Consider the following 24,501-nt stretch of genomic DNA (forward strand, 5'->3'; position numbering starts at 1 on the left):
AAATGCTTCACTCTTTTCAATCAAAGTCGACTCTCTACCAGTGAAACAAATTCCATACACACTTACCGAACTGATTCAAAGTGATGATTTCATCAGTTGGGTTTTACACCCCGATGAAGCCAGCAATCGGCGATGGGAAGAATTCCTGACTACTTTTCCCGAAAAAAAAGAAACCGTAGAAAACGCCAAAGGCTACGTGATCCTATTGGCCGAAGACACCGGACGCCATAAGCCGACACCAGAACAAAGCGACCGGATGCGGCAGGTGGTGCAATCCTACGTCCACGAAGCGAAAGAAGAAGATACAGAGGATTGGCTGGATTCTCCGAAAAGTTTTTCCGGTTGGAAATCCTGGCGAATAGCAGCAACAGTGACACTGCTAATAGGCATCGGTGCCGCGAGCTACTTGTACTGGGGCCCGTTTACCGGATCGCGTTGGGGTGAAAGTACCATTGCATCAGCAGACTCAAAGACATCCCCTTTATTGCCAAACGCGATGAGGCGGGTAAACAACACGGATATGCCCATGACAGTCATTCTGACCGATGGGAGTTCCATCGTTTTATTGCCGGGGGGAGTTCTGGATTATTCCGCGGAGGACCTTCCCAATCGGCGTGAAGTATTTCTGAGCGGACGGGCTTTCTTTGAAATTGTAAAAAACAGGGATAAACCATTCTACGTCTATACCGGCGGGATCGCGACCAAAGTCCTTGGGACCAGCTTTTTGATCGATGCGCCTGCCGATAGCGAAGCAGTAAATGTGGAAGTCAAAACGGGAAGAGTCGCAGTTTTCCCCCATAGCCTTCAACCGGATTCAGACCGAAGGGAAGTGGAGGAAAAAGCAGTTTTGGAAGGGCTTGTCCTTGGTAACGACGAGAAAGTTTCCGTTTCCCGTCTGAACGGAAAACCCGTGCAGGCAGTGACTGATAAAACTACCCAGCTGTCGACAGAGGACATTTCCAAAAAGGCATTTTTCTTTGACGAAACCCCGGTGTCAACGGTTTTTGCGGAATTGGAGCAGGCCTACAATATCAGAATCAACTATGATGCCAAGCTCATGGCTGACTGCCCGCTGAACGCCACCCTGGTGGGGGAACCGTTCCTGAAAAAACTCACCGTCATTTGCGCTGCCCTGGATGCCAAGTTCGAGATTAATGCCGACCAGGTGTTCATAACCGGTAAAGGCTGCCGATAAATCGATTCAAGAATATCACTTATTTCCTAAACCCTAACCTACTCCACTAAAACCAACTCTATGATGACAAAATAAACTACAGCTCAATAAAAGAAGGGGCGAACGTGTTGCAGCACGTTCGCCCCGGAAAGTTCTCCCGAAAGCAGGTTCAATTACTTTCTGTCGTGCCACACATGGTGATCAGACATGAAGGGAAGGATTTGCTGCTTAGTACTATTTGAACAACAAAACTTTCAAAACTATGAAAAAAATTCGACGAATTGATGGCTTTGCCTTCACCCTTATGCGCATTACAATAATCCAATGTTTTCTGGCAACGCTGGCGCTGGGTATTGCGCTGGCCCACGATGGCAAGGGCCAGGCTGCTCTGGATCAGAAGGTATCGCTCGATATCGAGAACCAGAGCGTCAAGCGAATTCTCAACCTATTGGAAAAGCAAACCGACGTCAAGTTCGTGTTTAGCTCCAAATTGATTCAATCCGAAAGGAAAGCTACTATCAGAGTACAGGAACAGCGTTTATCCGCCGTTCTGGATAATTTATTGACCCCGCTTCAGTTGCAATACAAGGCTACTGATGACCTCATCGTCATAAAGCCCGAAAGGGAGACAACAGGAACTACCACCCCTTCACTGACTCCGGCAGACCCAATTTCGGAAACTACCGCTGAAATTGTGGCCAGAACGGTAACAGGAACCGTGACAGAGGAGTCAGGCGGACCTTTGCCGGGCGTGAGTGTGGTTTTGAAGGGTACCCAGACCGGGGCCAATACCGACGCCGCGGGTAAGTTTTCGATAACTGTTCCCGATGGTCCCGCCACTTTGGTACTTTCCTACGTAGGCTTCCTGGGCAAAGAGGTAGTTGTTTCTGCCGGTCAGACTACGGTCAGTATAACCCTGTCGCCTGACACCAAGGCTTTGGAAGAGGTGGTAGTTACGGGCTACGGCACCCAAAAGAAAGAATCGTTGACGGGAGCCATTTCGGTGGTGACGAGCGAAGACCTCGAACGCGTCCATGGTGGCTCTACGGTAAGTTCGGGGCTGGCGGGCAAAATTCCCGGCGTTACATTTCGTATGCCTGACGGCCGGCCTGGTGCCAATGCCAGAGTGCAAATCAGGAATATGGGAAGCCCTTTGTACGTAATCGACGGCATCCAGCAGGATGAAACTCAGTTCAATAATTTATCGCCTAATGATATTGAAAGCCTTTCGGTGCTTAAGGATGCCTCCGCGGCTATCTATGGCGTTCGGGCAGCGAACGGCGTCGTGGTAGTAACTACCAAACGCGGCAAAGCCGGGAAGAATACCGTAAGCCTGGACGCCTACACCGGCTGGCAAAACTGGTCACGGTTTCCGGATGTGGTGAACGATTCGTACCAATGGCAGCTGGGCCGCGCCGAGGGGCAGATTAACCAAAGCGGTACCACCTCACTCACTCCCGCTGAACTCGACAAATACAAGCAGGGTACCGATCCCGGTTACCAGAGCTTCAACTGGAAAGATTTTATCGTGCAACCCAACGCGCCTTTGACTTCGGTCAACCTCAATATGACGGGCGGTTCAGACAAGATTAAGTATTACGTATCGGGTACCCGTCTGAAGCAATTCGCCAACCTGGGGCGGGAGTTTACCTTTGAGCGTAGCAATCTGCAAAGTAACGTAGATGCCAACATCACCAACAACCTGAAAATCGGAATCCAGATAAGCGGTCAGATCAAAGTGACTGACAACCCCGGCATACCCGGCGGAGATGATTACTGGCTACCCCGCTTCGCCATCCTGCGCAATCGTCCGTTCGAACGGCCTTACGCCAACGACAACCCGGACTACCTCAATGACATCAAGCACAACGAAACCAACTGGGCATATAACAACAAAAAGCTCGGGGGGTATGCCACGGACATCCGCCGTATTCTGCAATCCAACATGTATGCTGAGTACCAGATTCCCGGCATTAAAGGCCTGACCGCGCGCGGTATGTATTCCTACTTCATCGAGGACCAGAAGCTGGACGGACACGAATACACCTATGTGGCCTACACCTACAACCCCACGGACGAAAGCTACAATGTGACTGGCGGCAGCAGCAATCCCTGGCGGGAACGGCGCAACCGAAAAATCATCCGCAACATTTACCAGGGGCAGCTGACCTACAGCAATACCTTCGGCATGCACGAAGTGGGGGGTACTTTTGTAGCTGAGCGCCAGGAACAGAGAGACCAGAACCAGTGGGTTCGCTCGGTACCTTCCACCAATGTGCTTCCGCTAATCTATTTCGCCAACGTTGTAGCCTTCCAGGATGCCGACGATCAGTTGGCCAGGCTCGGGTATGTGGGCCGTGTTACCTACAACTACGCCAGCCGTTACTATTTCGAAGGCTCCTTCCGTCGTGATGCCTCCTGGAAGTTTGCGCCCGATCGCCGGGTTGGTTTTTTCCCATCCGCATCGGTAGGCTGGAGAATATCCGACGAGCAGTTTTTAAAGAATATAATCGGCGAACGTTCTTTCCTGGATGATTTGAAGATAAGGGCGTCTTACGGCGTGCTGGGAGATGACGACATCGGGATCGACCCCTATGCCTATCTGCCGGGCTACAACTACAACCAGGGCAATGCCATCCTGAGCGGTAATTCCATTGTGACCTCCCGCAACAAGGGTCAGATCATTGACAACCTCACGTGGTTCAAAAGCAAGATTTTTGACATTGGTGCCGATTTCTCCCTTTTCGGCACGAAGATTACGGGGTCGTTCGATTATTTCGACCGCCAGCGGACGGGGCTACGGGGTCGCAAGTACGACGTCCAGGTACCCAACGAACTGGGTTACAGCCTGCCCGATGAAAACGTAAACAGCGATTCACAGCGCGGTTGGGAAACTGCTCTGGTTTATAATAATAAGGCTGGTGCTTTCGGCTACCAGATCGGCGGCAACTTCTCCTTTTCCCGCAGTCGCTTTGAGTCTTCCTATAAGCCAATTTTTAATAATTCATGGGACCAGTACCGAAATTCAAGCGAAGGTCGATACAAAGACATTTTCTGGGGCTTCGAAACCGTCGGCCAGTTCCAGACCCAGCAGGAAATTGCCGAGTATCCGGTCAATATCGATGGCCAGGGCAACCGCACGCTCCTGCCCGGCGACCTGATCTACAAGGATATCAATGGTGATGGGGTGATCAACGAATACGATCAGCGGCCCATTGGCTACACAACGCAGGGCGCACCCAATATCAATGTTGGCCTGAACTTCGCCATCACCTGGAAGCAGTTTACTTTCAACGCCGATTTTTCGGGAGGGGGTTTGTATTCCTGGAACCAGAACTGGGAGCAGCGCTGGGCTTATCAGAATGACGGCGCTCTGAACTCATTATTCCTCGATAGCTGGCGGCGGGCCGATCCATTCGATCGAAACAGCGCCTGGACACCCGGCACCTATCCTCCCCTACGCTACAACGACGGAGGCCACAGCAACTACAATAAGGATTCAGATTTCTGGCTACACAATGTAAGGTACTTACGCGCCCGGACCCTTGAATTGAGTTATGCACTACCCAAAAACCTTCTGGACAAGGTAAAAATGTCAAGGGCTCGGGTCTACATCAATGGCTATAACTTATTCTCGATCGACAATACGAAGAAGTTCAATACCGATCCTGAAATAGCGGAAGCTAACGGTTTGCAATATCCGCAGAACAAGTTTATCAATATCGGCATCAACCTCTCTATTTAGTGAACACTCGCAGTTGCCGGGTTCATAGATACTAAAAACAAAAAATTGACATGAAAAAGATAACCTACTTTATTATGACGCTTCTGCTCACGGTGAGCTGGAGCTGCAACGACGAGGATTTTTTAAACCGGCCCCCAACCTCATTGTTAACGGAGGACCAGGTTTATGCCAATGACGACGTGATCCTGTCCGTATTGGGTGACCTGTACAATCGTTACAATGACTTTGGAAATACCAGTAACTGGGCTTCGATTTCCAATTTCAATGAGGCCTTCTGGTCCAACGCGGGCAACTATGGTGATTTTCAAAACGCCGGTTGGGGCTATGATTTGGGCTTTACCTGGGACTACGGCTATATCCGCGATATCAACCAGTTCCTGGAAAAGGTAGAGGCTGCCGACAAGATCACGCAGGCCTCCAAAGATCGCTTCGCGGCGGAGGCCCGTTTTCTTCGTGCGTCTTATTATTTCGAAATGGTGAAACGGGAAGGCGGCGTGCCTCTCATTCTGAAAACCCTGACTTATGATTTCAGCGGGGATCCCACGTATTTGCAATATCCCCGCGCGAAGGAGTCTGAGGTGTACGATTTCGTGATCAAAGAAGCCGAGGAAATCAAAGTCAAACTACCTGCTTCGGTCGCGGAAAAATCGCGGGCCACCAAGGGAGCGGCTCTGGCCATGGAAGCACGGGCGGCTCTGTATGCGGGCTCCATCGCCAAGTACGGCACCAAGACGCCAACGGTTTCGCTGCCAGGCGGCGAAGTAGGCATCCCGGCCGACAAAGCTCCGGGGTACTACACGATCGCGCTGCGGGCAGCCAAGGAAATCATTAGCGGCTCTGCCGGAGCTTACGCGCTCTACACCAAGAAGCCTGACCTGTCAGAGAATTTTGCGGCTTTGTTTTACGACAAGTCCAACAACCCCGAAGTGATCTTTGTAAACGACTACCAGTTGAAATATAGAACGGTTGGCTTCACGATTTCCAACCAACCCCGATTTGGGGCGGAGGAAGAAGAAGGTGGACGCATCAACCCTTCCCTCAACCTGGTCCAATCGTTTGAAAAACTGGACAACACCTTTGCCCCTATCCCGACAGGTACTTCGTCGGGTTCGGGAACACCGATTTATTACAACAACCAAACCGACATCTTCGCGGGTCGCGATGCGCGCCTGGGTGGAACGGTGATGCTTCCCGGCACCCAGTTTAAAGGAAGAACGGTTGATATTTGGGCGGGTGTTCAGTTGACCGATGGCTCTACCATCAGCGGGGACGACCGGGGGGCACAGAAGACACTGCCCGGCACCACCGTACCCCGCCAGGTAGTTGGCTTCGACGGCCCAATCGATGGCTTCGAGTTCACGGCTCAGACGGGCTTTTACATTCGTAAGTACCAGGACCCCATCGTAGGTTCAGGTCGCCGCGGTACCCAAAGCGAAGTGTGGTTCGTCCGGTACCGCTACGCCGATGTGTTGCTCACTGCCGCCGAGGCAGCTTTTGAATTGGGCGACCCGGCCGCCGCCGCCGGATACATGAATCAGGTACGCGCCCGGGCCGGGCTGACTACTCCGCTAACCCCAGCGCAGATCACCTTTGACCGGATAGTCCACGAGCGTCGCGTTGAGCTTGCTTTCGAAGGGCTTGAATTCTTCGATATAAAAAGGTGGCGCCTGGGCCAGGAGATTTTCGACGGAGTACCCATTTCCACGGTCAGCGATCTTACGTCTAATATTGGCAAGGCCACCAAGCGCCGCACCCAACCCTGGGCATTGTGGCCTTATAAAGTGTATGCCCCCGGCACACCGAACGACGGCAAGTGGATTTACAAAGAGAAGCAGCTTAGCCGCGTTACGGGTTCAGACCGTTGGCAGCTGGGAAATTATTATGCCCAGATACCTGACGGCATTATCAGCAACAACCCTAAGCTGGTCCGGAATCCCAATCACTAATTGTTCACCTCCAACAGAAACGATATTATGAAATTCAGGTATAAATCAATAGTGCCATTACTCGCCCTGGGCGTCCTTTTTTCTTCCTGCGAGAAGGACAATTACGCCGAACCTAAAACCTCCCTCACGGGCAACATTGTATACAAGGGCGAGCCCATCGGGGTTGAATTTGGCCAGGTAAGGCTGCAGCTCTGGCAGCCAGGCTTTGGCAAGCTGGCCCCTATCGATGCGCCCATCGACCAGGACGGGTCTTTCTCTGCCCGGTTGTTCGACGGCAACTACAAACTCGTGTTCACCAGGAATGACGGCCCATGGCAGACGATTAACAAGGATGCCTCCACCAGAGACACCACAATGATAAGTCTCAACGGTGACCAGCAAGTGGATATTGAAGTGATCCCTTACTATCTGATACGGAACGTCACTTTTTCCAAAGAACCCAAAAAGGTCAGCTCAAGCTTTGAGGTTGAGAAAATCATTACGGGTACTGATGCCAGGGATGTGGAACGGGTGTCGCTACTCATCAGCCGAACTCAGTTTGTCTCCCGTGCCAACAATATCGGAATCACCAACAAAGAGGGTGCGGATGTAGCGGGTAAAACCAGCTTTAGTTTGTCAGTGGATGTACCCACCATCAGCCCCTCCCAGGATTTCGTGTTTGCCCGCGTGGGGGTGAAAATCAAGGACGTGGAGGACATGATCTTTTCCAGAGTCGAGAAGATTCAGTTGTGAGTAAAGTGAGCCATAGGCCGTAAGCAGCAAGCTGGTAAAACAGGCAGCAAAAAAAGCCTGAACCTTCTGCGTATGGCCTATGGCCATGTATAAGTATCTGACCACCAGAAATTCCTTTATTTACAATTCAGCTTTAACCCACTAAAATCTTTTTACATGAATGGATTCGTGAAGACGCACCTTATTGCTGCATTTACCGTGCTACTATTGCTGGGATGTGCTCAAAGCAATATGAATTCTTCGGGAAACAATACCGCGTCGAAATCTTCTAAAACCCCGGACGCACGGAGAGCCGAGGTGCTATTCCTGGGTAATACCAGCAAGCACCACGACTCAGGCAAGTATGCGCCCTGGCTGGCAATCAAACTTTTCGAAAGCGGCATCAATACCTCTTACACCGTTGATCTCAATGACCTGAATCCCGATAACCTCGCAAAGTATGATGCTCTGATTATCTACGCCAATCACGATGAGATCTCGCCCGCTCAGGAAAGTGCGCTGAAAGATTTTGTACAAAGCGGCAAGGGCCTGGTACCCCTCCATTCGGCGTCGGGCTGTTTTCTGAATTCGGAATGGTACATCAGTGCTGTTGGCGGCCAGTTCGCTTCCCACAAAACGGGTGATTTTCCCGGGGTGATCGTCAAACCCGATCATCCCGTCATGCAAGGCCTGAAACCTTTCACCACCTGGGACGAAACCTATATTCTTAAAAACCTAAATCCCGACATGACCGTCCTGACCGAGCGGGTGGAAGACGGAAAGCGTTATCCCTACACCTGGGTGCGCAACGAGGGAAAAGGCCGGGTGTTCTATACTGCCTACGGCCATGAAGACCGCACCTGGTCCAACATCGGCTTTCTGGATTTGGTAAGCAACGGTGTCCATTGGGCATTGGGCGATCAGGTGAATGCTCAAATCGCGGCCCTGAACATTCCGAACGTGGACATCTACAACTCGGATACCATTGCGGCCTTCACCAAGCGGCATATCGTCCCCAAAATGCAGGAAGCGCTTTCGCCTTCGGAATCCCAGAAGCTTACCCAGGTACTTCCCGATTTCAAGGTGGAGCTTTTCGCCGCAGATCCCGATATCATCAACCCCATCGCGATGGCATGGGACGAACGCGGACGCCTTTGGGTGGTGGAGTCGGTGGACTACCCCAACACGTTTAAGGAAACCGATGGAGAGGCTAACGACCGTATCAAGATTTGTGAGGATACTGACGGGGATGGCAAGGCCGATAAGTTCACGGTCTTCGCCGATGGCCTCAACATCCCGACCAGCATGATTTTCGCCAACGATGGCATCATCGTGACCATGGCTCCCGATATTCTTTTCATGAAAGATACCAACGGTGACGACAAGGTGGATGTCACAGAAGTACTCAGCCACGGCTGGGGCAAAGGCGATACCCACTCGGGCCCCTCCAATTTGATCTATGGATTTGACAACAAGATTTGGGGGACTGTTGGGTATTCGGGGTTCAATGGAATGATGAATGATAAGGCTACACGCTTCCCGATGGGCGTATATCATTTCAAGCCCGATGGATCTGATTTTGCTTACCTCGGCAAAAGCAGCAACAACACGTGGGGACTGGGCGTGACGGAGGACAATAACATCTTTCTTTCCACGGCCAATAACACGCATTCCGCCTTTTATTCCATGCCCGAAAACTACCTGATGCGCGCCATCCCCGGCGAGAAAGATCAGGTAAACTCTGTGCAGAAGATCGACGGCCACTACGACGCCCATACCATGACGCCCAACATCAGGCAGGTGGACGTAGTTGGCGGATATACCGCCGCCGCCGGGCACCATTTCTACACCGCCCGCGACTACCCCAAAGAGTACTGGAATCGCGTGGCTTTCGTGACTGAGCCAACGATGCGCCTGGTTCACAAAGCCATTATCGAGCCCGATGGCGCGGGTTTCAGGGAAAGTGATGGTTGGAACCTGACGGCCAGTTCCGACGAATGGTATGGCCCGGTGCAGGCTCAGGTGGGCCCCGACGGGTCGGTCTGGATTGCTGACTGGTACAACTTCATCATTCAACATAATGTATTCGTACCCCGTCAGGCACCTTCGGAGTTCGTTCTGCCCTTTATCGACCAGCCGCGCGGACAGGGAAATGCCTTTATCAGTCCCCTGCGTGATACCAACCACGGGCGTATTTATCGGGTAGTTTATAAGAACTCAGCGAACAAACCCGCCATGAAGCTGTCGAAAAAGGATGTTCCCGGCCTGGTGGCCGCCCTAGAAAACGATAACATGTTCTGGCGCATGACGGCCCAGCGTCTGCTGGTTGAGTTGCAGGACAAATCGGTGGCTCCGGCTTTGTACAAAATCATCGCCAATCAGAAAGTGGATGAAGTAGGATTGAACAGCCCGGCGGTACATGCGTTGTGGACGCTACACGGACTGGGTCTGCTCGACGGCTCGAACGCCGCGGCAATGGACGCGGCAACGAAAGCCTTCTCCCACCCTGCGGCCGGCGTACGCAAAGCCGCCGCCCAGGTAATGCCCAAAACCGAGCAAAATTTCGGGACTATCCAGCAGCTGCTGAAAGATCCCAACCTGAACACACGGCTGGCGACGGTCGTCGGACTTGTGGAAGTACCTGCCTCTGATAAAATTGGTGAAGCGATTTTCCAGGCATCATTAGTTGAGGAGAATGCCAAAGACCGCTGGTTGAGCAAGGCCCTCTTAGCGGCCGCCACAGTTCATGCCAAAGGGTACATGGCTGCCGCCGGTAACGGGAAAAAGTCCGAATTCAGCGAACAGATCGCGGGTATGCTGGCTAAGGAAGTTTACACACTGGGGCGTCGCAATGCCATGTTGTTCGCACCAGACGTGAAGGGCAAAGAGCTGATCATTCGCGCCAGCGTGACCAAGGCCGACGACAAACCCCTGCAAGGTTTTATCGCCGGGCAGGGCGACCGCAAAACGGGCTATGCGCTGTACATACAGGATGGCAAAGTATTCATGGATGTCTATCAGCACGGCACGGCTACGAGCGTGGCCACCAGCCAACCACTACCCGACAAATTTGACTTGATGGCCAGCCTGACTAAGGGCGGAAAAGTCACTATTGAAGTCGATGGCAAAGTCGCCGCTGAGGGCAATGCCCATATGCTTTTCATGGAAGAACTACCCAACACCCTGCGCACGGGTGAAGATGGTGAGGGGGACGAAAAAATTGGCCCGTACGAAGGTCGATTCGGCTTTCAGGGTAATTTTCAGAACGCCTCGCTGGAACTGCGAAAGCCGAATGCGATGGAAATGGCAGCCAATGGGGTGAAAACTAACACTTCTGCGCCCACTACATCTTCAAACGCACGGGTTATCGAGTTGAAGGTGGTGCCGGAAATGCTCCAATTTAACAAAGCACTCCTGACCGCTAAGGCGGGAGAAAAAGTGGTCATCAATCTGGAAAATCCCGACGGGATGCAGCACAACCTCCTGATTATTAAAGTAGGTTCACTGCAAAAAGTAGGAGCCGCTGCCGATGCAATGCTTTCCAATCCCAAAGCCGCCGAGATGGCCTATGTCCCGCAAGTACCTGAGGTACTTCACTCGACCAAGCTGGTGAATCCGGGGGAAACAGTGACGCTGGAATTCACCGTTCCCAGCGTGCCGGGTGACTACCCGTTCGTATGTACTTTCCCCGGCCACTGGCGCGGGATGAACGGAATACTGCGGGTAACGAAGTAGTTCAGTTGGTATCGCCTTTTTAATCAAAGTACCTATTCAATTTCAAGCATAGTATCATGTTAAAATCTTTTTTGAAAGCCGGCCTGGTCCTGGCTGTTTTAGTCCTGGTCGGCGTGGCCTGTTCGAAGAATAGTAGTTCATCGGGCAAAAAGCCGATCAAAGTACTTATGGTTGGTGGCGGCTCTTCCCACGATTTCGACCGCTGGTATAAGCAGGAAGACAGCCAAACCCTGGAACGTGATGGTCTGGCAAGTGTAGACTATACGGATGATCCGACTACGATCTTATCCAAACTACCGGGCACCGATGTCCTGTACCTGGCCAATAACCAGCCAATCAATGATGCGGCTACCCGCCAGGCTATTTTCTCTTTCGTCGATGCGGGCAAAGGGTTGGTGCTGGCCCACCCCGCGCTTTGGTACAATTGGAAAGATTGGCCCGAGTACAACCAGAAACTCGTGGGCGGCGGCTCACGAGGCCATAATAAGTACGGCCCTTTCGACGTAACGATCACCAGCAAAAATAGCCCCATTATGGAGGGCGTCCCCGCTACCTTCCACCTCGACGACGAGCTCTACTACTACAAGACTGATCCGGACGGAACACCCATTGACGTACTGGCTACGGCCAAAGCCACCACGGGGCCCGAGGTGTTTCCCAGCATTTTTACTGTAAAGTACCCCAAAGGCCGTGTGGTCGGCATTGCCCTCGGCCACGACGCCGCCTCCCATACCATTGATCCCTACCAAACCATTTTACGAAATTCCGTAAAGTGGGCAGCGGGAAGATAATTTTGAATGAGCGAATTAGTGAATGTCGGAATAATAGTATTCACCACTTCCGACATTCACCAATTCAAAATTAAATAACCTAACATTACAATCCTTTATGAGCAAGCAGTTAACAGTCGTCATCGTCGGAATGGGTTTTGGGAAAGAGTTTATCCCTATCTATCAGGCTCATCCTGATATCAAATCCGTAGGAATTTGCACCAGGCGCAAGCATGTCCGCGATGAGTTGACCGAGAAATTTAACCTCGACCCCAATCTGGTCTTTGAGCATTTTGAAGATGTTCCGGGCCGCGACGATGTCGACGCGATCCACATCGTAACCCCCGTCCCCGACCACGCCCGCATGACGCTGGCTTCGCTGAACGCCAATAAACATACGGCCTGCACGATTCCGATGGCCATGACCAAGGAAGACTGCGCCGCTATTGTGGAAGCCAAGCGCAAATCCGGCAAGGTGTATATGATGATGGAGACGGCCCTCTACACCCGCGAATTCCTGTATGGTCTCAAAAAGGCAGAATCCGGCGAGTTGGGGCGCATTCAATTCGTGCGAGGATCACACATTCAGGACATGAGCATGCCCGGCTGGGATGAGTACTGGAAGGGCTATCCACCGATGCTGAATGGTACCCATGCCATTTCACCATTGCTCCGCATCAACAATACCATTGCCGAAACGGTAGTTTGTCACGGTTCGGGCCGCTTATCTGACGATTTGGCGAGCCGCTACAACTCACCCTTTGCCGTCGAAACGGCAACCTTCACTCTGAAAGATTCCGACGTGGTAGCTGAGGCCACGCGCTCGCTCTTCGACGTAGTTCGGCAGTACCGCGAGAGTTATGATGTATATGGTACCAAGATGTCGTTCGAATGGGAACAGCTGGAAGATGAAAGCCATGTAATTTTTACGGGTGGTGAGGACGCCGAGCGTCTGGATGCGCCTGATACCGACGAAATGCTGATTGAACCCATCAAGCACTTTACCAAGCGGAAAGTAATCGACGACCCCAACCACGTATCGTTCCTCCAGGGCGCAGGTCACGGCGGTTCGCATCCGCACCTGGTGCAGGAGTTTGTCGCCTCCATGGTCGAAGGCCGCGACTCGGCGGTAGACGCTGCCCTGGCTGCCAACTATACCTGCGCGGGTATCTGCGCCCACGAGTCAGCGATGAAAGGTGGAGAGAGAATTAACATTCCGAGTTTTGAGTAGCTCCTTTTTGAATATCTTGCCATTCAAAGACTGGCTATGTCCTGATTTTCGAATAGCCACGGATAACCTCCGTGGCTATTTTTCAACCACAAAACTTTACTAAATAATGAAATTTGGTGTTTCTACCTTCGTTTGGGCTTCGCCCTTTTCCACTCAGAATATTGATCTCCTGACTAAGGTCAAAAATATGGGGTATGACCTCATTGAAATTGCCGTGGAAGACTCGGCACTTATTGACTGGGAACAGATAAAAACCGTCGCCCGGGATCTGGACTTGCAGATTTTGATTTGCGGGGCTTTTGGGGAAGATCGGGATATTTCAAGTACCGAATCACGCTATCGCCAAAATGGGAAAGACTACATCATCGAGGGGATCAAAATCGCCGCGGACGTAGGAAGCCCGATATTTAGCGGTCCGCTGTACTCGGCTGTTGGCAAGACGCGCATCGTTTCTCCTGAGCAAAAAAAGCAGGAACGCGCCTGGTGCGTAGAAATCTTGAAAGAAGTCACAAAGGTAGCCGACGACCACGGCATTGTACTCGGACTGGAACCGCTGAATCGCTTTGAAACGGACATGATCAATACGATGGATCAGGCGATCGAGTTGGTCAATGAAGTGAACAATCCCAACCTGCAACTTGTCCTGGATACTTTTCACGCCAACATCGAGGAGAAAGACATTCCCGCTGCTATCCGCAAGCTCGGCAAAGACCGCCTCTGCCACGTACAGGGCAACGAAAGCGATCGCGGGACGCCCGGCACTGCCCATCTGGAATGGGAAGGTATCCGCGACGCCCTAAATGAAATTGGCTACGACGGAGCAATGGTAATCGAAACTTTTGGGCAACCCTCGGAGGCATTGGCGCGCGCCACCTGCATTTGGCGACCACTGGCCAATAGTGCTGATGAGTTGGCAAGTGAGGGGCTGGCGTTTTATAAGGAGATGTTTTCCTAAAGGAAATTTCCGAAAGTTTGACAATAGACTACCATTATTTCTGGATTTATTTTACGACTACTGATAATCTTCGTAAGGTTTGATTCGTTGAGATCAAAAAACCAACTTGGCTATGGAACAGCAAATTACGAATCAAATGACACTAATGGGTGTGTACAATTCAATCAAAGGTTGGATGGGAACAAGGATGGCTGTAATGGGAATTACTATCTACCTCTTCGCTTTGTGTGTGCTATGCTCCAACAATTTGATTGCCCAGACGCCCAACCAGACAAGCCAAAAGCAGGCTGGAAGTTTCGTGTTATCGGGTACAATTGAGAATGCTGAGAGTCCGTACCTCTATTTATTGTACGAGAGTACACCAGGCGTAAGGTTGAAAGATAGTAGCAGAATCGTAGATAATAAATTTCAATTTAAGGGGTCAATTCTTGAGCCTACAGATGCTATGTTACGGGAAAATTCTAGTGTCTTTCTAAATGGAAAGGTTATCGCTGATGAAACCAACATGAATATGGTCAGCATTTATTTGGAAAAAGGAACGATGACCGCTCATGTAGTGCATGATGATTTTAGATCAATCAAGATTTCAGGATCGAAATCTCAGGACGAAAATGTAAAACTTACCAATTCATTAATTCCATTCCAAGCACGAATTTTCGCGTTAAAAGATGCTATAAAACAGTCAAGGACAGATAAAGCCCCCAAGGAGAAAATTGATAGCTTGGAAAATTTGGAAAATAAGGCTGGCAAGGAGACTTGGGCTGCAATACAAAAGTTCATATATGAAAATCCAGATTCCTATGTAAGTGCAGATGAATTGTGTTCTTTTAGAAACCTATGGCCATTTGACACAGTAAAGCATCTTTTTGATAATCTCAACCCAGAAATAAAAAAATCGAGAGATGGCCAAAAAGTTGCCAATTTGATACGAGAAACCGAGCTGGCTTCTGTCGGGACAATGGCGCATGATTTTTCTGGATCAGAACTTAATGGTGAAAAAATCAAGCTATCTGATTTCAGAGGAAAATACGTTTTGATTGATTTCTGGGGAAGTTGGTGCGCTCCATGCCGGATAGGAAACCCTCATTTGATAGAACTTTATAATCAGTACAAAGATCGGAACTTCGAAATTATAGGGGTAGCTACTGATGACAAAGAAGTTCCATGGAGAAAAGCAGTCGAAAAGGATAAGATAGGTATTTGGAAGAATATCCTAGATACTGATGAAGCTTCGCGTGGTTCGGCGATAGCACATAAATACGCCGTGCATTCCTTCCCGACAAAAATCCTTATTGATAAGCAGGGGAAAATTATTGGCCGGTTCAAAGGCGATGATGGAGAAAAATTAGAAGAACTACTTGCTCAACGGTTAAAATAAAGAGTTGAACTACTTGAGAATATTTTGCCATTTATAAACCACTTGACTTGGAACAGAAAGTACTGTGTCATTAATATAAAAAACTTCTCGAATGCATCATCTTTCGAGGAGTTGGTGGATACGGAGAGATTCGAACGGCAACGGCCGACTGCCCTCGCCCAAAACAGGGAAACCATATGTTTCTACATGTTTAGTTTTAATTCGTTTTTCGTGCTGGGCTAGGTCCAAATCAGACCTTCACCACGACATTATATACTGGTATCTCGTTGGTTTTCCACATCATTATTCCAATCAGCGCTGCGTTTCGACACCCCTTGATCACCCCTTCAACACGTAGGGAGGACAGATGATGGCATTTAGCGTCCACTGGCCAATAGCGCCGACGAGCTGGCAAGCGAAGGGCTGGCGTTTTATAAGCAGATGTTTACCTGAAAAAAGTTATGAGACTTTTGAATCGAAAGAATTCAGCCAGGGTACTTGTACTTTGTGCCTTTGCTACACTGTGCCTTTGTGCCTCCACAAAAGCGCAAGTACCCGTTGATTTGAAAGGCTTCGATCCCAAAAACGGTACTTCGGCCCGAGTCAATGGAGATTTCCTGGAAGTAGAGTGGCCTGCCGGTGAAAACGAGTACGGAAAAGTAAAGGTAGATTTGCGGAAAGCCCAGCCGCTAATCGGTAGTTTGCAGATCGGCCCCAAATCTAACTACCAAACAATCGCCAGCGACCTGGACCCGGCCGTGATTTTGACCATCGGGAAACGGGATTTAATTTCACAAAATGGCTGGAATATTTTCTTTGACAAAACCGCCTATCTACCTCACGAGACCTTCCCGGTTGTACTGGACAAGCAGAACGTGAAAGTCGTGACCTCCGGCGGGCATACTGAAATTATTATCGATGGTGCTTCGGCGGGAAGATTTAGCGGCTCGTACAACCTTACGCTCTATAACGGCAGTCCGCTCATGAATGTGGCGGCGGTAATGAGTACTACCGTGGATTCCACCGCGGTCATTTACGATGCCGGACTGGTCAGTAAAAAAACTCCTTGGGAAAGGCTGTACTGGTCGGATACAGAGAATTTCATGCGGGATGCGAAAGTCGGAGAAAATGATCCCGCTCGCCAGATGGCGGTCAAGTACCGCACTATTATTGGCCAGGGGCAAGAAGGTAGTTTGGCCATTTTTCCGGCACCACACCAGTTTTTCTATCCACTCGACAATGCCTATAACCTTGAACACATCTGGCACGGCACCAACTACCGCAATCTCGTTCTGGGCTACGGCATGGGAATCCGCCACGACCTACTAGGCGACCGTCGCTGGGTACCCTGGTTCAATGCCCCGCCCAATACCCAACAGCGGTTCAATTTCTTTTGCCTGCTAAGTACCGAGCGGGATGGAAAAACGCTGGAAAAAGTTAAGGCATTCACCCATAGCGACACGTACGCCCCGTTGCCGGGATACTGTACGATGGCGAGCCACTTTCACCAAGAGCACGTGGACGATGTACTTACACGTAAGCCTTTGCCCGACATGCCGGGATTTGTCAAGGCCTTCCGCAATACGGGCGTCAACATTGTTCATCTGGGCGAGTTTCACGGGCCGGGCAGCCCCCGGGGACCGGAAGCAAAACGGTGGCCCGAGTTAAAAACACTCTTCGATGAATGCGCCCGGCTGTCGGGCGGAAACTTCCTATTGCTCCCCGGTGAAGAGCCCAATAATTTTTTGGGAGGGCACTGGATGAATATTTTCCCGAAACCTGTCTACTGGCTGATGTCGCGGGAAAAAGATCAACCTTTCGTTGAAACCAGTCCTGAATACGGAAAACTGTATCGGATTGCCAACAAAGCGGAAATGCTCAAACTACTGGAATTGGAGAACGGCCTGGCCTGGACCGCCCACGCCCGCACCAAGGGTTCTACGGGTTATCCTGACAAATACAAGGACGAAACGTTCTACAAATCGGATCGTTTTCTGGGCGCAGCCTGGAAAGCCATGCCCGCCGACCTATCGCAGCCCAAACTCGGGAACGGACGGGTGCTGGATTTGATGGACGATATGGCCAACTGGGGTCAGAAGAAGATTGTTATCGGCGAAGCCGACCTCTTCAAAATAGAACCCGACTATGAACTCTACGGCCACCTGAATGTCAACTACCTCCAACTGGACGAAATGCCCCAATTTGAAAACGGCTGGCAACCCGTGCTGGATGCGATGCGTAACGGCAAGTTTTTCGTAACTACGGGCGAAATCCTTCTCCCCTCATTCACAGTGAACGGCATGGGCGCAGGAGAAACTACCAAACTAGGCGCGGGAGGAAAAGCAGAAATCACGTTTGACGCCAGCTGGACTTTCCCGCTCAACCGCGCCGAGATCATTTCCGGAGATGGAAAGCAAGTTTACCGCGAAGTGATTGACTTGAAAGACACGAGGGAATTTGGCAGAAAATCATTCAAATTTTCGCCCGACCTCAAAGGCCGCCAATGGGTGCGCCTGGAAGTATGGGATGTAGCAGCCAATGGGGCGTTTACGCAGATTGTCTGGCTGGAGTAGGGTCTCAACCTAAACTACGCTGCTGTTTCAATTGGCAGGTACACGGTGAATGTCGCCCCCTGATTATGGACGCTACTTGCCGTAATTCCTCCGCCGTGGTTTTCCACGACCCGCTGGCATATGGCCAGACCTACGCCAGTTCCGGGAAATTCGTTCTTCCCATGAAGACGCTGAAATACCTGAAAAATCCGGTCCAGGTAACGGGTATCAAAACCCACTCCCTTGTCGCTGATGCTGATCTTGCAAAACTGATTGGATTGGCTGTTAGGGCTTATTTCTTCGGGTAATTCCGTGCGATCGCAAATGTCACAATTTACAACTACCTGCGGTGTCGTTCCATCCGGGGTGAATTTCACTGCATTGGATAGTAGGTTCTGAAAGAGCTGCCTCAGCTGTGACGCATCGCCATTGATCACGGGCAAATCGGACAGCATTATCCGGGCCTGCCTCTCCTGAATCTGCCATTCCAGATTATTCAGCGCCTCGGCTACTACAGTATTGAGAGCAACCTCGCCATAGGATTGTTGGCGGGTGGATATCTGGGAATACGCGAGCAGGTCTTTGATCAGCGTGGACATGCGTTCGCCGGCAGCACTCATCCGACTAAGATAATCCATTCCCTCCGGTCCCATTTCCGAACCAAGCTTGTTTTTCAACAAGGAACTGAACGATTGTATCTTCCGCAGAGGTTCCTGTAAATCGTGCGAAGCAACGTAGGCAAACTGCTGGAGGTTGTCGTTAGAACGCAACAGATCCTGGTTTGCAGTAACCAGCTCCTGCGTTCGCCATGCCACTCTCTCTTCCAACTCTTCGGACAAATTACGGTAACGCAATTCGCTTAATTCGATATTTCTACGACTCAAAACCTGCTGCGTAACGTCGATTGCAACAACCATTACCCCCGTAATGGGAGCATTATCAAACTCTCGCGCCGGTTGGTAGGTAAAATTCACATAAATGGTTTCTAATTGCTGGTTTCTTACCAACTGAGCTGCTACTTCATTAGCGACATAGGGTTCTCCGCTTTCAATGACCTGATCGATTAATTGATCGAACCCCTGGCCGTTCAATTCCGGTAAGGCCTCTAAAAGTGGCCGACCAATGAGCTCCTGCGGTGTCCTGCCTACAAGTTTTCCGTAAAACGGATTTGCCATTCGAAAGGTGTGCCTATCGGTATTGAGAATGGCAATGCCAACTGGTGACTGCTCAAACATCCGGAGTAACTGCTGCTGACTGGCTTCAAGATTTTGGCGGAGCAATACCTGACTTGTGACATCCACCGCCATATCCATGATAGCGAATACCTCCCCGTTGGCGTTTCGAAGGGGTGTGTAGGTGAAATCAAAATAACTTGTTTTCAATACGCCATCTACCAGTAAATCAGCGGGTATACTTTTGGCTTCATAGGGAACCCCAGAAGTAAAAACCTCATCCAGAATAGCCAGGAATGGTTGCCCTTCCAACTCAGGAAGGGCTATCGACAGCGGCTTGCCCAGGACCGCTCTCCCTTTGCCCCATATGTCGATCATGGGCTGATTGGCAATATCGATTATCAGTTCTCTTCCCATGAAGAGACAAGTAGCCACGGATGCTTCTTCAATAAGCATTCTGAATAAAGCTTCACTATCGGCCAATGCCGCGCGGGTTTTATCTTTCTCTATCCCTTCTACCCTGGATTGCTCCTGACTTGCCGACAACAGGTTGTTCGCTTTCCGAAGTTCAAGCAAACTGACCACTTGCCTGGACATCAAACCCAAAGCCGTAAGTTGTTCCTCCGTAAGTTGTCTTTTTTCCTGATCAATCACACATAAGGAACCCAGGGCGTACCCATCGGTATTGACCAACGGAACCCCTGCATAGAACACAATGTGAGGATCGCCCGTCACTAGGGGATTATTGGCAAAGCGTTCGTCGACCCTGGCGTCTTCAACCACCAAGGGAGTCGATGGATCAAGAATATTGTAAGCGCAGAAAGCGACTTCACGGCTGGTCTCTATTTTGTCGAATCCGTGGTGCGACTTGAACCATTGCCGCTTTTCATCTACGAAGCTAATGAGCGCAACCGGAGTTTGACAAATATAGGACGCCAGTTGGGTGATGGCATCATAATCCGCTTCAGGCAACGAATCAAGAATGTTGTACTTTTTGAGGGCATCAATCCTTTTTCTTTCGTCGAGTTGGGCAGAAGTATCGTTCATTTCATTCATTGGGAGATCGATTTCTCCCATGTAAGGTTTACCTGCTTTATTGTATTCAGACAAATTACGTGATTTTCTTCGAGCTGTAGCCCTTAAACCAAAACTCCGGTCGCTTTCCTGACCGCCGGAGCCACCACATTTCCCAGCAACTCAATGGAGTGCATCACCTGGGCATGGGGCATGGTCCCGACACTGATGTGCAGTAGAAAACGGGTGTTCCCGAACAATTCATACTCCCATAAAATCTTGTCAGTCACTTCGTTTGGGCTGCCTACGAGGAGGGAGCCTCCCGGTCCGCGCATCATTTCGTACTGTTCGCGATTCATGGCTGGCCAGCCTCGTTCCCGACCGATTTTACTCATCACATGGGCATAAGGTCCATAGAATTCGTCAGCTGCCCGCTGCGAGTCGTCGGCGATGTAGCCGTGCGAGTTGATCGCCAATTGGAGATGGGTAGCGTCATGTCCGGCTTTTTCGTACGTTTCTTTATAAAGATCTGTAAAAGCCACAAATCGCTCCGGCCCACCCCCAATAATCGCCAGCGCCATCGGCAGGCCGTAATTGGCCGCGCGCACCACGGATTCGGGCGTGCCACCTACCGCAACCCATATGGGCAGCTCTTTTTGGAAGGGCCGGGGGTAGACGCCCCTATTGTCTATGGAAGGCCGCAGTTTACCTTTCCAGTTGATTTTTTCGCTTTTATTCAGTGCAATGAGCAGTTCCAGTTTCTCGGCAAAAAGGGCATTGTAATCCCGCATGTCGTTGCCAAAAAGCGGAAATGACTCAATGAAAGAACCGCGCCCCGCCATGATTTCGGCCCGCCCGTGCGAAAGCAAATCCACCTGAGCAAAATCCTGAAACACCCGCACCGGATCGTCAGAGCTAAGTACCGTCACACCGCTGGAAAGACGAATCTGTTTTGTCCTGACCGCTGCCGCTGCAAGTACCACCGCGGGCGAGGATACCACGAAATCGGAACGATGATGTTCACCGATGGCGAAGACATCCAGGCCAAGTTGGTCGGCCAGTTCCACCTCCTCCATTAGGTTCATCATCCGCTTCTCAGGGCTGAGCAATTTCCCGGTGGCCGGGTCTGGCGTGTTTTCTACAAAAGTGCTGATTCCTATTTCCATGATTAATGTATATACATTGATTTATTGTACAACAGCAAAGTGGAATAAAATCGTTGCAAGTGACTTTGTTTTCCCCTGATTCAGCAGCTATCAATGCTTGCACCAAAACCAGGACTAATGCGGAGAAAAGTTTCTATAAGTCTGGATTGATAGGTATGTGGTGAGCATCCAAATTCAGGAGCATTTCTATAAATCTAGAAAGGTAGTTTGCCTAAATCCACATTTCCACCCGTCAAGATCATCCCTACTTTCTGTCCGGCAAAGCGTTCCTTATTTTTTAGCAGTGCGGCCAGGGGCACTGCGCAGGAAGGCTCTACGATAATCTTCATTCGCTCCCAAATCAGCCGCATCGCAGCGATTATTTCATTATCTGACACTGTTAGAATATCTGACACATGTCTTAGAATTATATCCAATGTCTTGTCACCCAGATAGGTAAGCAACCCATCGGCAATCGTTTCGACATACGGGGCTTTTTCAATCTTTCCAGTCTTGAAAGACAGCACGGCATCCGCTGCGCCTTCAGGTTCGCCAGCAATAACCTTTGTCAGGGGAGAGTAATAATGCGCGGCGAGCGAAGTACCACTCAAAAGTCCTCCCCCGCCGACGGGAGCCATGATTGTGTCAAAAACTACCCCGCTATCTTCGATCAACTCGCGGGTGGCAGTCGCTTGTCCGGCAATGACCCGGTAGTCGTTGAAAGGATGAACAAACACCGCACCTGTTCTGGCTACCACTTCATCAACAATTCTTTGCCGCTCCTCGGGCGTATTCTTGCAGAAGGTCACCTCTGCTCCATACCCGCGCACCGCATCCACTTTTACCTGAGGCGAGTTGTCGGGCATGACAATATAAGCTTTGGCACCCACCACCGAAGCCGCGTAGGCAATAGCCTGAGCGTGATTTCCGGAAGAATGGGTGGCAATGCCGCGCTCCTGCTCGCCGGACGCCAGACTTAGCACGGCGTTCACTCCGCCACGCGCCTTGAATGCGCCGATTTTCTGAAAATTTTCACATTTGAAATAAATCTCCGCCCCCGAAATTTCATCCAGGGTTTGACTGGTCAGGATTGGCGTACGGTGGATATACGGTTTTATACGGTCGTGTGCAGCTTCAATTATGTCCTGTGTCGGATAGAGCGGATCATTTTTCATTTTGGCAATTTTTCAAGATGAAATGGTAAAAGTTTCGGAAAGCTTTCGTTAATTGTAATGCACACCAAACTTACTGAAAACGTCTCTCCTTCGCGTAACACCTCAACCTTAATTCTTACCCTTAGCAAATATCCTGTGATCCAGACCAAACTGATTCCCCGCACCCCCTCGGCCTACGAACCGCCGATGCTGATCAAAAGCCTGCTGGCGCAAAGTCTTCGTTTCAACCCGACCAGAGAGATTATCTACCGTGATTTATTCCGAATGGACTACTTTGAGTTCAATAAGCGGGTTCGTCGGCTGGCCAACGCCCTCACGAAGGTGGGTATCAATGCCGGCGACACGGTGGCCGTACTTGACTGGGACAGCCACCGCTACCTGGAATGCTTCTTCGCGGTCCCGATGATGGGGGCGATTCTGCACACGGTCAATGTGCGGCTTTCACCCGAGCAGATTTTGTATACGATCGAGCATGCCGAGGACAGCATCATTCTGGTGCATGAAGACTTCCTGCCCATTATCGAAGCCGTGAAGGATAAGATCACCACCACGAAAAGGTTTATCGTGTTGAGCGACAAGGTATACGGTGAGGCGAAAGCAGAGCTTTCCGAAACGTCATTTGATACCCTGGGTGAATACGAATCGCTATTGGCCGAGGCCAGTGAAAGCTACGACTTCCAAGATTTTGATGAAAACACATGGGCTACCACATTTTATACAACGGGTACCACGGGCAATCCGAAAGGAGTCTATTTTTCGCATCGACAGTTGTTCCTGCACACGATGGGATTGATGTCCTTGTTCACAGGTTATGAGGCTGTTCCGTTCTCTCACCAGGATGTTTACATGCCCATTACACCTTTGTTTCATGTTCACGCCTGGGGATTTCCTTTGTTTGCCACCATGCTGAATAACAAACAGGTGTATCCCGGTCGGTACGAACCGGAAATGCTCCTCAAATTATTGTTGAAGGAAAAGGTCACTTTCTCACATTGTGTGCCTACTATTCTGGGAATGCTGGTCAATAGCCCGGTAGCCAAACAGGTGGATTTGTCAAAATGGAAGGTGGTGATCGGCGGCTCGGCCCTTACCCGGGGGCTGGCCAAAGCCGCGCTCGACCTAGGGATCAACGTATCCCAGGGCTACGGCATGTCTGAAACGGCCCCCGTAATGTCCATCGTGCATTTGAACGATGAGCAACAGAACTGGAATCAGGAAAAGCAACTGGATTTGCGAACAAAAGCTGGCCGTATTGCTCCATTTGTCGAAATGCGCCTGATTGACGACGCTGGCGAATTCCTGCCCCACGACGGCAAGACGGTCGGTGAAATCGTGACGCGCGGTCCGTGGATGACGCAAGGCTACTTTAAAGATCCTGAAAATTCTGAAAAGCTGTGGCAGGGCGGATGGTTGCACACGGGCGATGTCGCTTCCATTGGTCCCGACTACTACGTCAGCATTACCGACCGCGTAAAAGACGTCATCAAAACGGGCGGCGAGTGGGTTCCCTCCCTGGACATCGAGAACATTTTCTCCCAGATAGAAGGCGTCGCCGAAGTAGCGGTGGTAGGCCTGCCTGATGAGCGTTGGGGCGAACGCCCCTATGCGATCGTGGTGGCCAAGCCCGAATTCGCGAACAAACTCAATGACGAAGTCATAAGAAACTACCTGGATGCCGAAGTCGAAGCCGGAAAAATAAAGAAATGGTACGTGCCGGATCGCATCGTCTTTGTCCCGGAAATCCCGAAAACCAGCGTAGGCAAGCTGGATAAGAAGAAAATCAGGGTGGAAATGAGGGATTTACTTCTGGGATAGAAAA

At 50.6% G+C, this 24,501-nt stretch carries 14 protein-coding genes; 11 read left to right on the top strand and 3 right to left on the bottom strand.

Features of this window, described 5'->3' with window-relative positions; genetic code table 11:
- The first annotated feature begins 40 nt into the window (after positions 1–40).
- The 10 genes from IE117_RS21175 (at position 41) to IE117_RS21220 (ending at position 18,197) form a co-directional block, all read left to right on the top strand.
- On the top strand, positions 41–1,195 hold the full coding sequence (locus tag IE117_RS21175) for a FecR family protein (protein ID WP_189566885.1): 1,155 nt from the start codon (positions 41–43) through the stop codon (positions 1,193–1,195).
- Between the two features lie 241 nt (positions 1,196–1,436).
- Positions 1,437–4,919: a TonB-dependent receptor gene (locus IE117_RS21180; protein WP_229581228.1), complete on the top strand. Its 3,483-nt coding sequence runs from the start codon at positions 1,437–1,439 to the stop codon at positions 4,917–4,919.
- Between the two features lie 50 nt (positions 4,920–4,969).
- Positions 4,970–6,865: a RagB/SusD family nutrient uptake outer membrane protein gene (locus tag IE117_RS21185; RefSeq protein WP_189566887.1), complete on the top strand. Its 1,896-nt coding sequence runs from the start codon at positions 4,970–4,972 to the stop codon at positions 6,863–6,865.
- Between the two features lie 27 nt (positions 6,866–6,892).
- Positions 6,893–7,597, top strand: a complete 705-nt coding sequence (locus tag IE117_RS21190; protein WP_229581230.1) for a DUF3823 domain-containing protein — start codon at positions 6,893–6,895, stop codon at positions 7,595–7,597.
- A 156-nt stretch (positions 7,598–7,753) separates the two neighbouring features.
- Positions 7,754–11,311: a PVC-type heme-binding CxxCH protein gene (locus tag IE117_RS21195; RefSeq protein ID WP_189566889.1), complete on the top strand. Its 3,558-nt coding sequence runs from the start codon at positions 7,754–7,756 to the stop codon at positions 11,309–11,311.
- 56 nt (positions 11,312–11,367) lie between these two features.
- The gene (locus IE117_RS21200) at positions 11,368–12,102 is read left to right on the top strand and encodes a ThuA domain-containing protein (protein ID WP_189566891.1); all 735 of its coding nucleotides are present in this window, start codon (positions 11,368–11,370) and stop codon (positions 12,100–12,102) included.
- 97 nt (positions 12,103–12,199) lie between these two features.
- Positions 12,200–13,312, top strand: coding sequence for a Gfo/Idh/MocA family protein (locus tag IE117_RS21205; protein WP_189566893.1), 1,113 nt, complete (start codon positions 12,200–12,202; stop codon positions 13,310–13,312).
- A 106-nt stretch (positions 13,313–13,418) separates the two neighbouring features.
- The gene (locus IE117_RS21210) at positions 13,419–14,267 is read left to right on the top strand and encodes a sugar phosphate isomerase/epimerase family protein (protein WP_189566895.1); all 849 of its coding nucleotides are present in this window, start codon (positions 13,419–13,421) and stop codon (positions 14,265–14,267) included.
- Positions 14,268–14,379: 112 nt separating this feature from the next.
- Positions 14,380–15,645: a TlpA disulfide reductase family protein gene (locus IE117_RS21215; RefSeq protein WP_189566896.1), complete on the top strand. Its 1,266-nt coding sequence runs from the start codon at positions 14,380–14,382 to the stop codon at positions 15,643–15,645.
- 449 nt (positions 15,646–16,094) lie between these two features.
- Positions 16,095–18,197, top strand: coding sequence for a CehA/McbA family metallohydrolase domain-containing protein (locus tag IE117_RS21220; protein WP_229581232.1), 2,103 nt, complete (start codon positions 16,095–16,097; stop codon positions 18,195–18,197).
- Between the two features lie 14 nt (positions 18,198–18,211).
- Here the strand turns inward: IE117_RS21220 and IE117_RS21225 are convergent, their stop codons facing one another.
- The 3 genes from IE117_RS21225 to IE117_RS21235 all read right to left on the bottom strand — a co-directional run bounded on the left by IE117_RS21225 (position 18,212) and on the right by IE117_RS21235 (position 22,682).
- Positions 18,212–20,395: a GAF domain-containing sensor histidine kinase gene (locus IE117_RS21225; RefSeq protein WP_189566908.1), complete on the bottom strand. Its 2,184-nt coding sequence runs from the start codon at positions 20,393–20,395 to the stop codon at positions 18,212–18,214.
- Positions 20,396–20,487: 92 nt separating this feature from the next.
- Complete coding sequence (locus IE117_RS21230; protein WP_189566910.1) at positions 20,488–21,528, bottom strand: LLM class flavin-dependent oxidoreductase; 1,041 nt, start codon at positions 21,526–21,528, stop codon at positions 20,488–20,490.
- A gap of 194 nt (positions 21,529–21,722) precedes the next feature.
- Entirely contained in the window at positions 21,723–22,682 is a 960-nt protein-coding gene (locus tag IE117_RS21235; RefSeq protein ID WP_189566912.1) for a threonine ammonia-lyase, read from the bottom strand.
- Positions 22,683–22,817: 135 nt separating this feature from the next.
- Between IE117_RS21235 and IE117_RS21240 the strand changes: the two genes are divergently transcribed.
- Positions 22,818–24,497 (top strand): fatty acid--CoA ligase, encoded by a 1,680-nt coding sequence (locus tag IE117_RS21240; RefSeq protein ID WP_189566914.1) that lies wholly within the window; start codon positions 22,818–22,820, stop codon positions 24,495–24,497.
- The last annotated feature ends 4 nt before the right edge of the window (positions 24,498–24,501 follow it).

Origin of the sequence: Persicitalea jodogahamensis (genome assembly GCF_014651615.1) — a bacterium.
GTDB lineage: Bacteria > Bacteroidota > Bacteroidia > Cytophagales > Spirosomataceae > Persicitalea > Persicitalea jodogahamensis.

What these genes read in the sequence shown, in the direction of transcription:
- IE117_RS21200 (WP_189566891.1), top strand. Translation starts at nt 11,368, where the DNA reads ATGTTAAAATCTTTTTTGAAAGCCGGCCTGGTCCTGGCTGTTTTAGTC.
- IE117_RS21230 (WP_189566910.1), bottom strand. Translation starts at nt 21,528, where the DNA reads ATGGAAATAGGAATCAGCACTTTTGTAGAAAACACGCCAGACCCGGCC.
- IE117_RS21215 (WP_189566896.1), top strand. Translation starts at nt 14,380, where the DNA reads ATGGAACAGCAAATTACGAATCAAATGACACTAATGGGTGTGTACAAT.
- IE117_RS21190 (WP_229581230.1), top strand. Translation starts at nt 6,893, where the DNA reads ATGAAATTCAGGTATAAATCAATAGTGCCATTACTCGCCCTGGGCGTC.
- IE117_RS21185 (WP_189566887.1), top strand. Translation starts at nt 4,970, where the DNA reads ATGAAAAAGATAACCTACTTTATTATGACGCTTCTGCTCACGGTGAGC.
- IE117_RS21205 (WP_189566893.1), top strand. Translation starts at nt 12,200, where the DNA reads ATGAGCAAGCAGTTAACAGTCGTCATCGTCGGAATGGGTTTTGGGAAA.
- IE117_RS21210 (WP_189566895.1), top strand. Translation starts at nt 13,419, where the DNA reads ATGAAATTTGGTGTTTCTACCTTCGTTTGGGCTTCGCCCTTTTCCACT.
- IE117_RS21180 (WP_229581228.1), top strand. Translation starts at nt 1,437, where the DNA reads ATGAAAAAAATTCGACGAATTGATGGCTTTGCCTTCACCCTTATGCGC.
- IE117_RS21225 (WP_189566908.1), bottom strand. Translation starts at nt 20,395, where the DNA reads ATGAACGATACTTCTGCCCAACTCGACGAAAGAAAAAGGATTGATGCC.
- IE117_RS21235 (WP_189566912.1), bottom strand. Translation starts at nt 22,682, where the DNA reads ATGAAAAATGATCCGCTCTATCCGACACAGGACATAATTGAAGCTGCA.
- IE117_RS21195 (WP_189566889.1), top strand. Translation starts at nt 7,754, where the DNA reads ATGAATGGATTCGTGAAGACGCACCTTATTGCTGCATTTACCGTGCTA.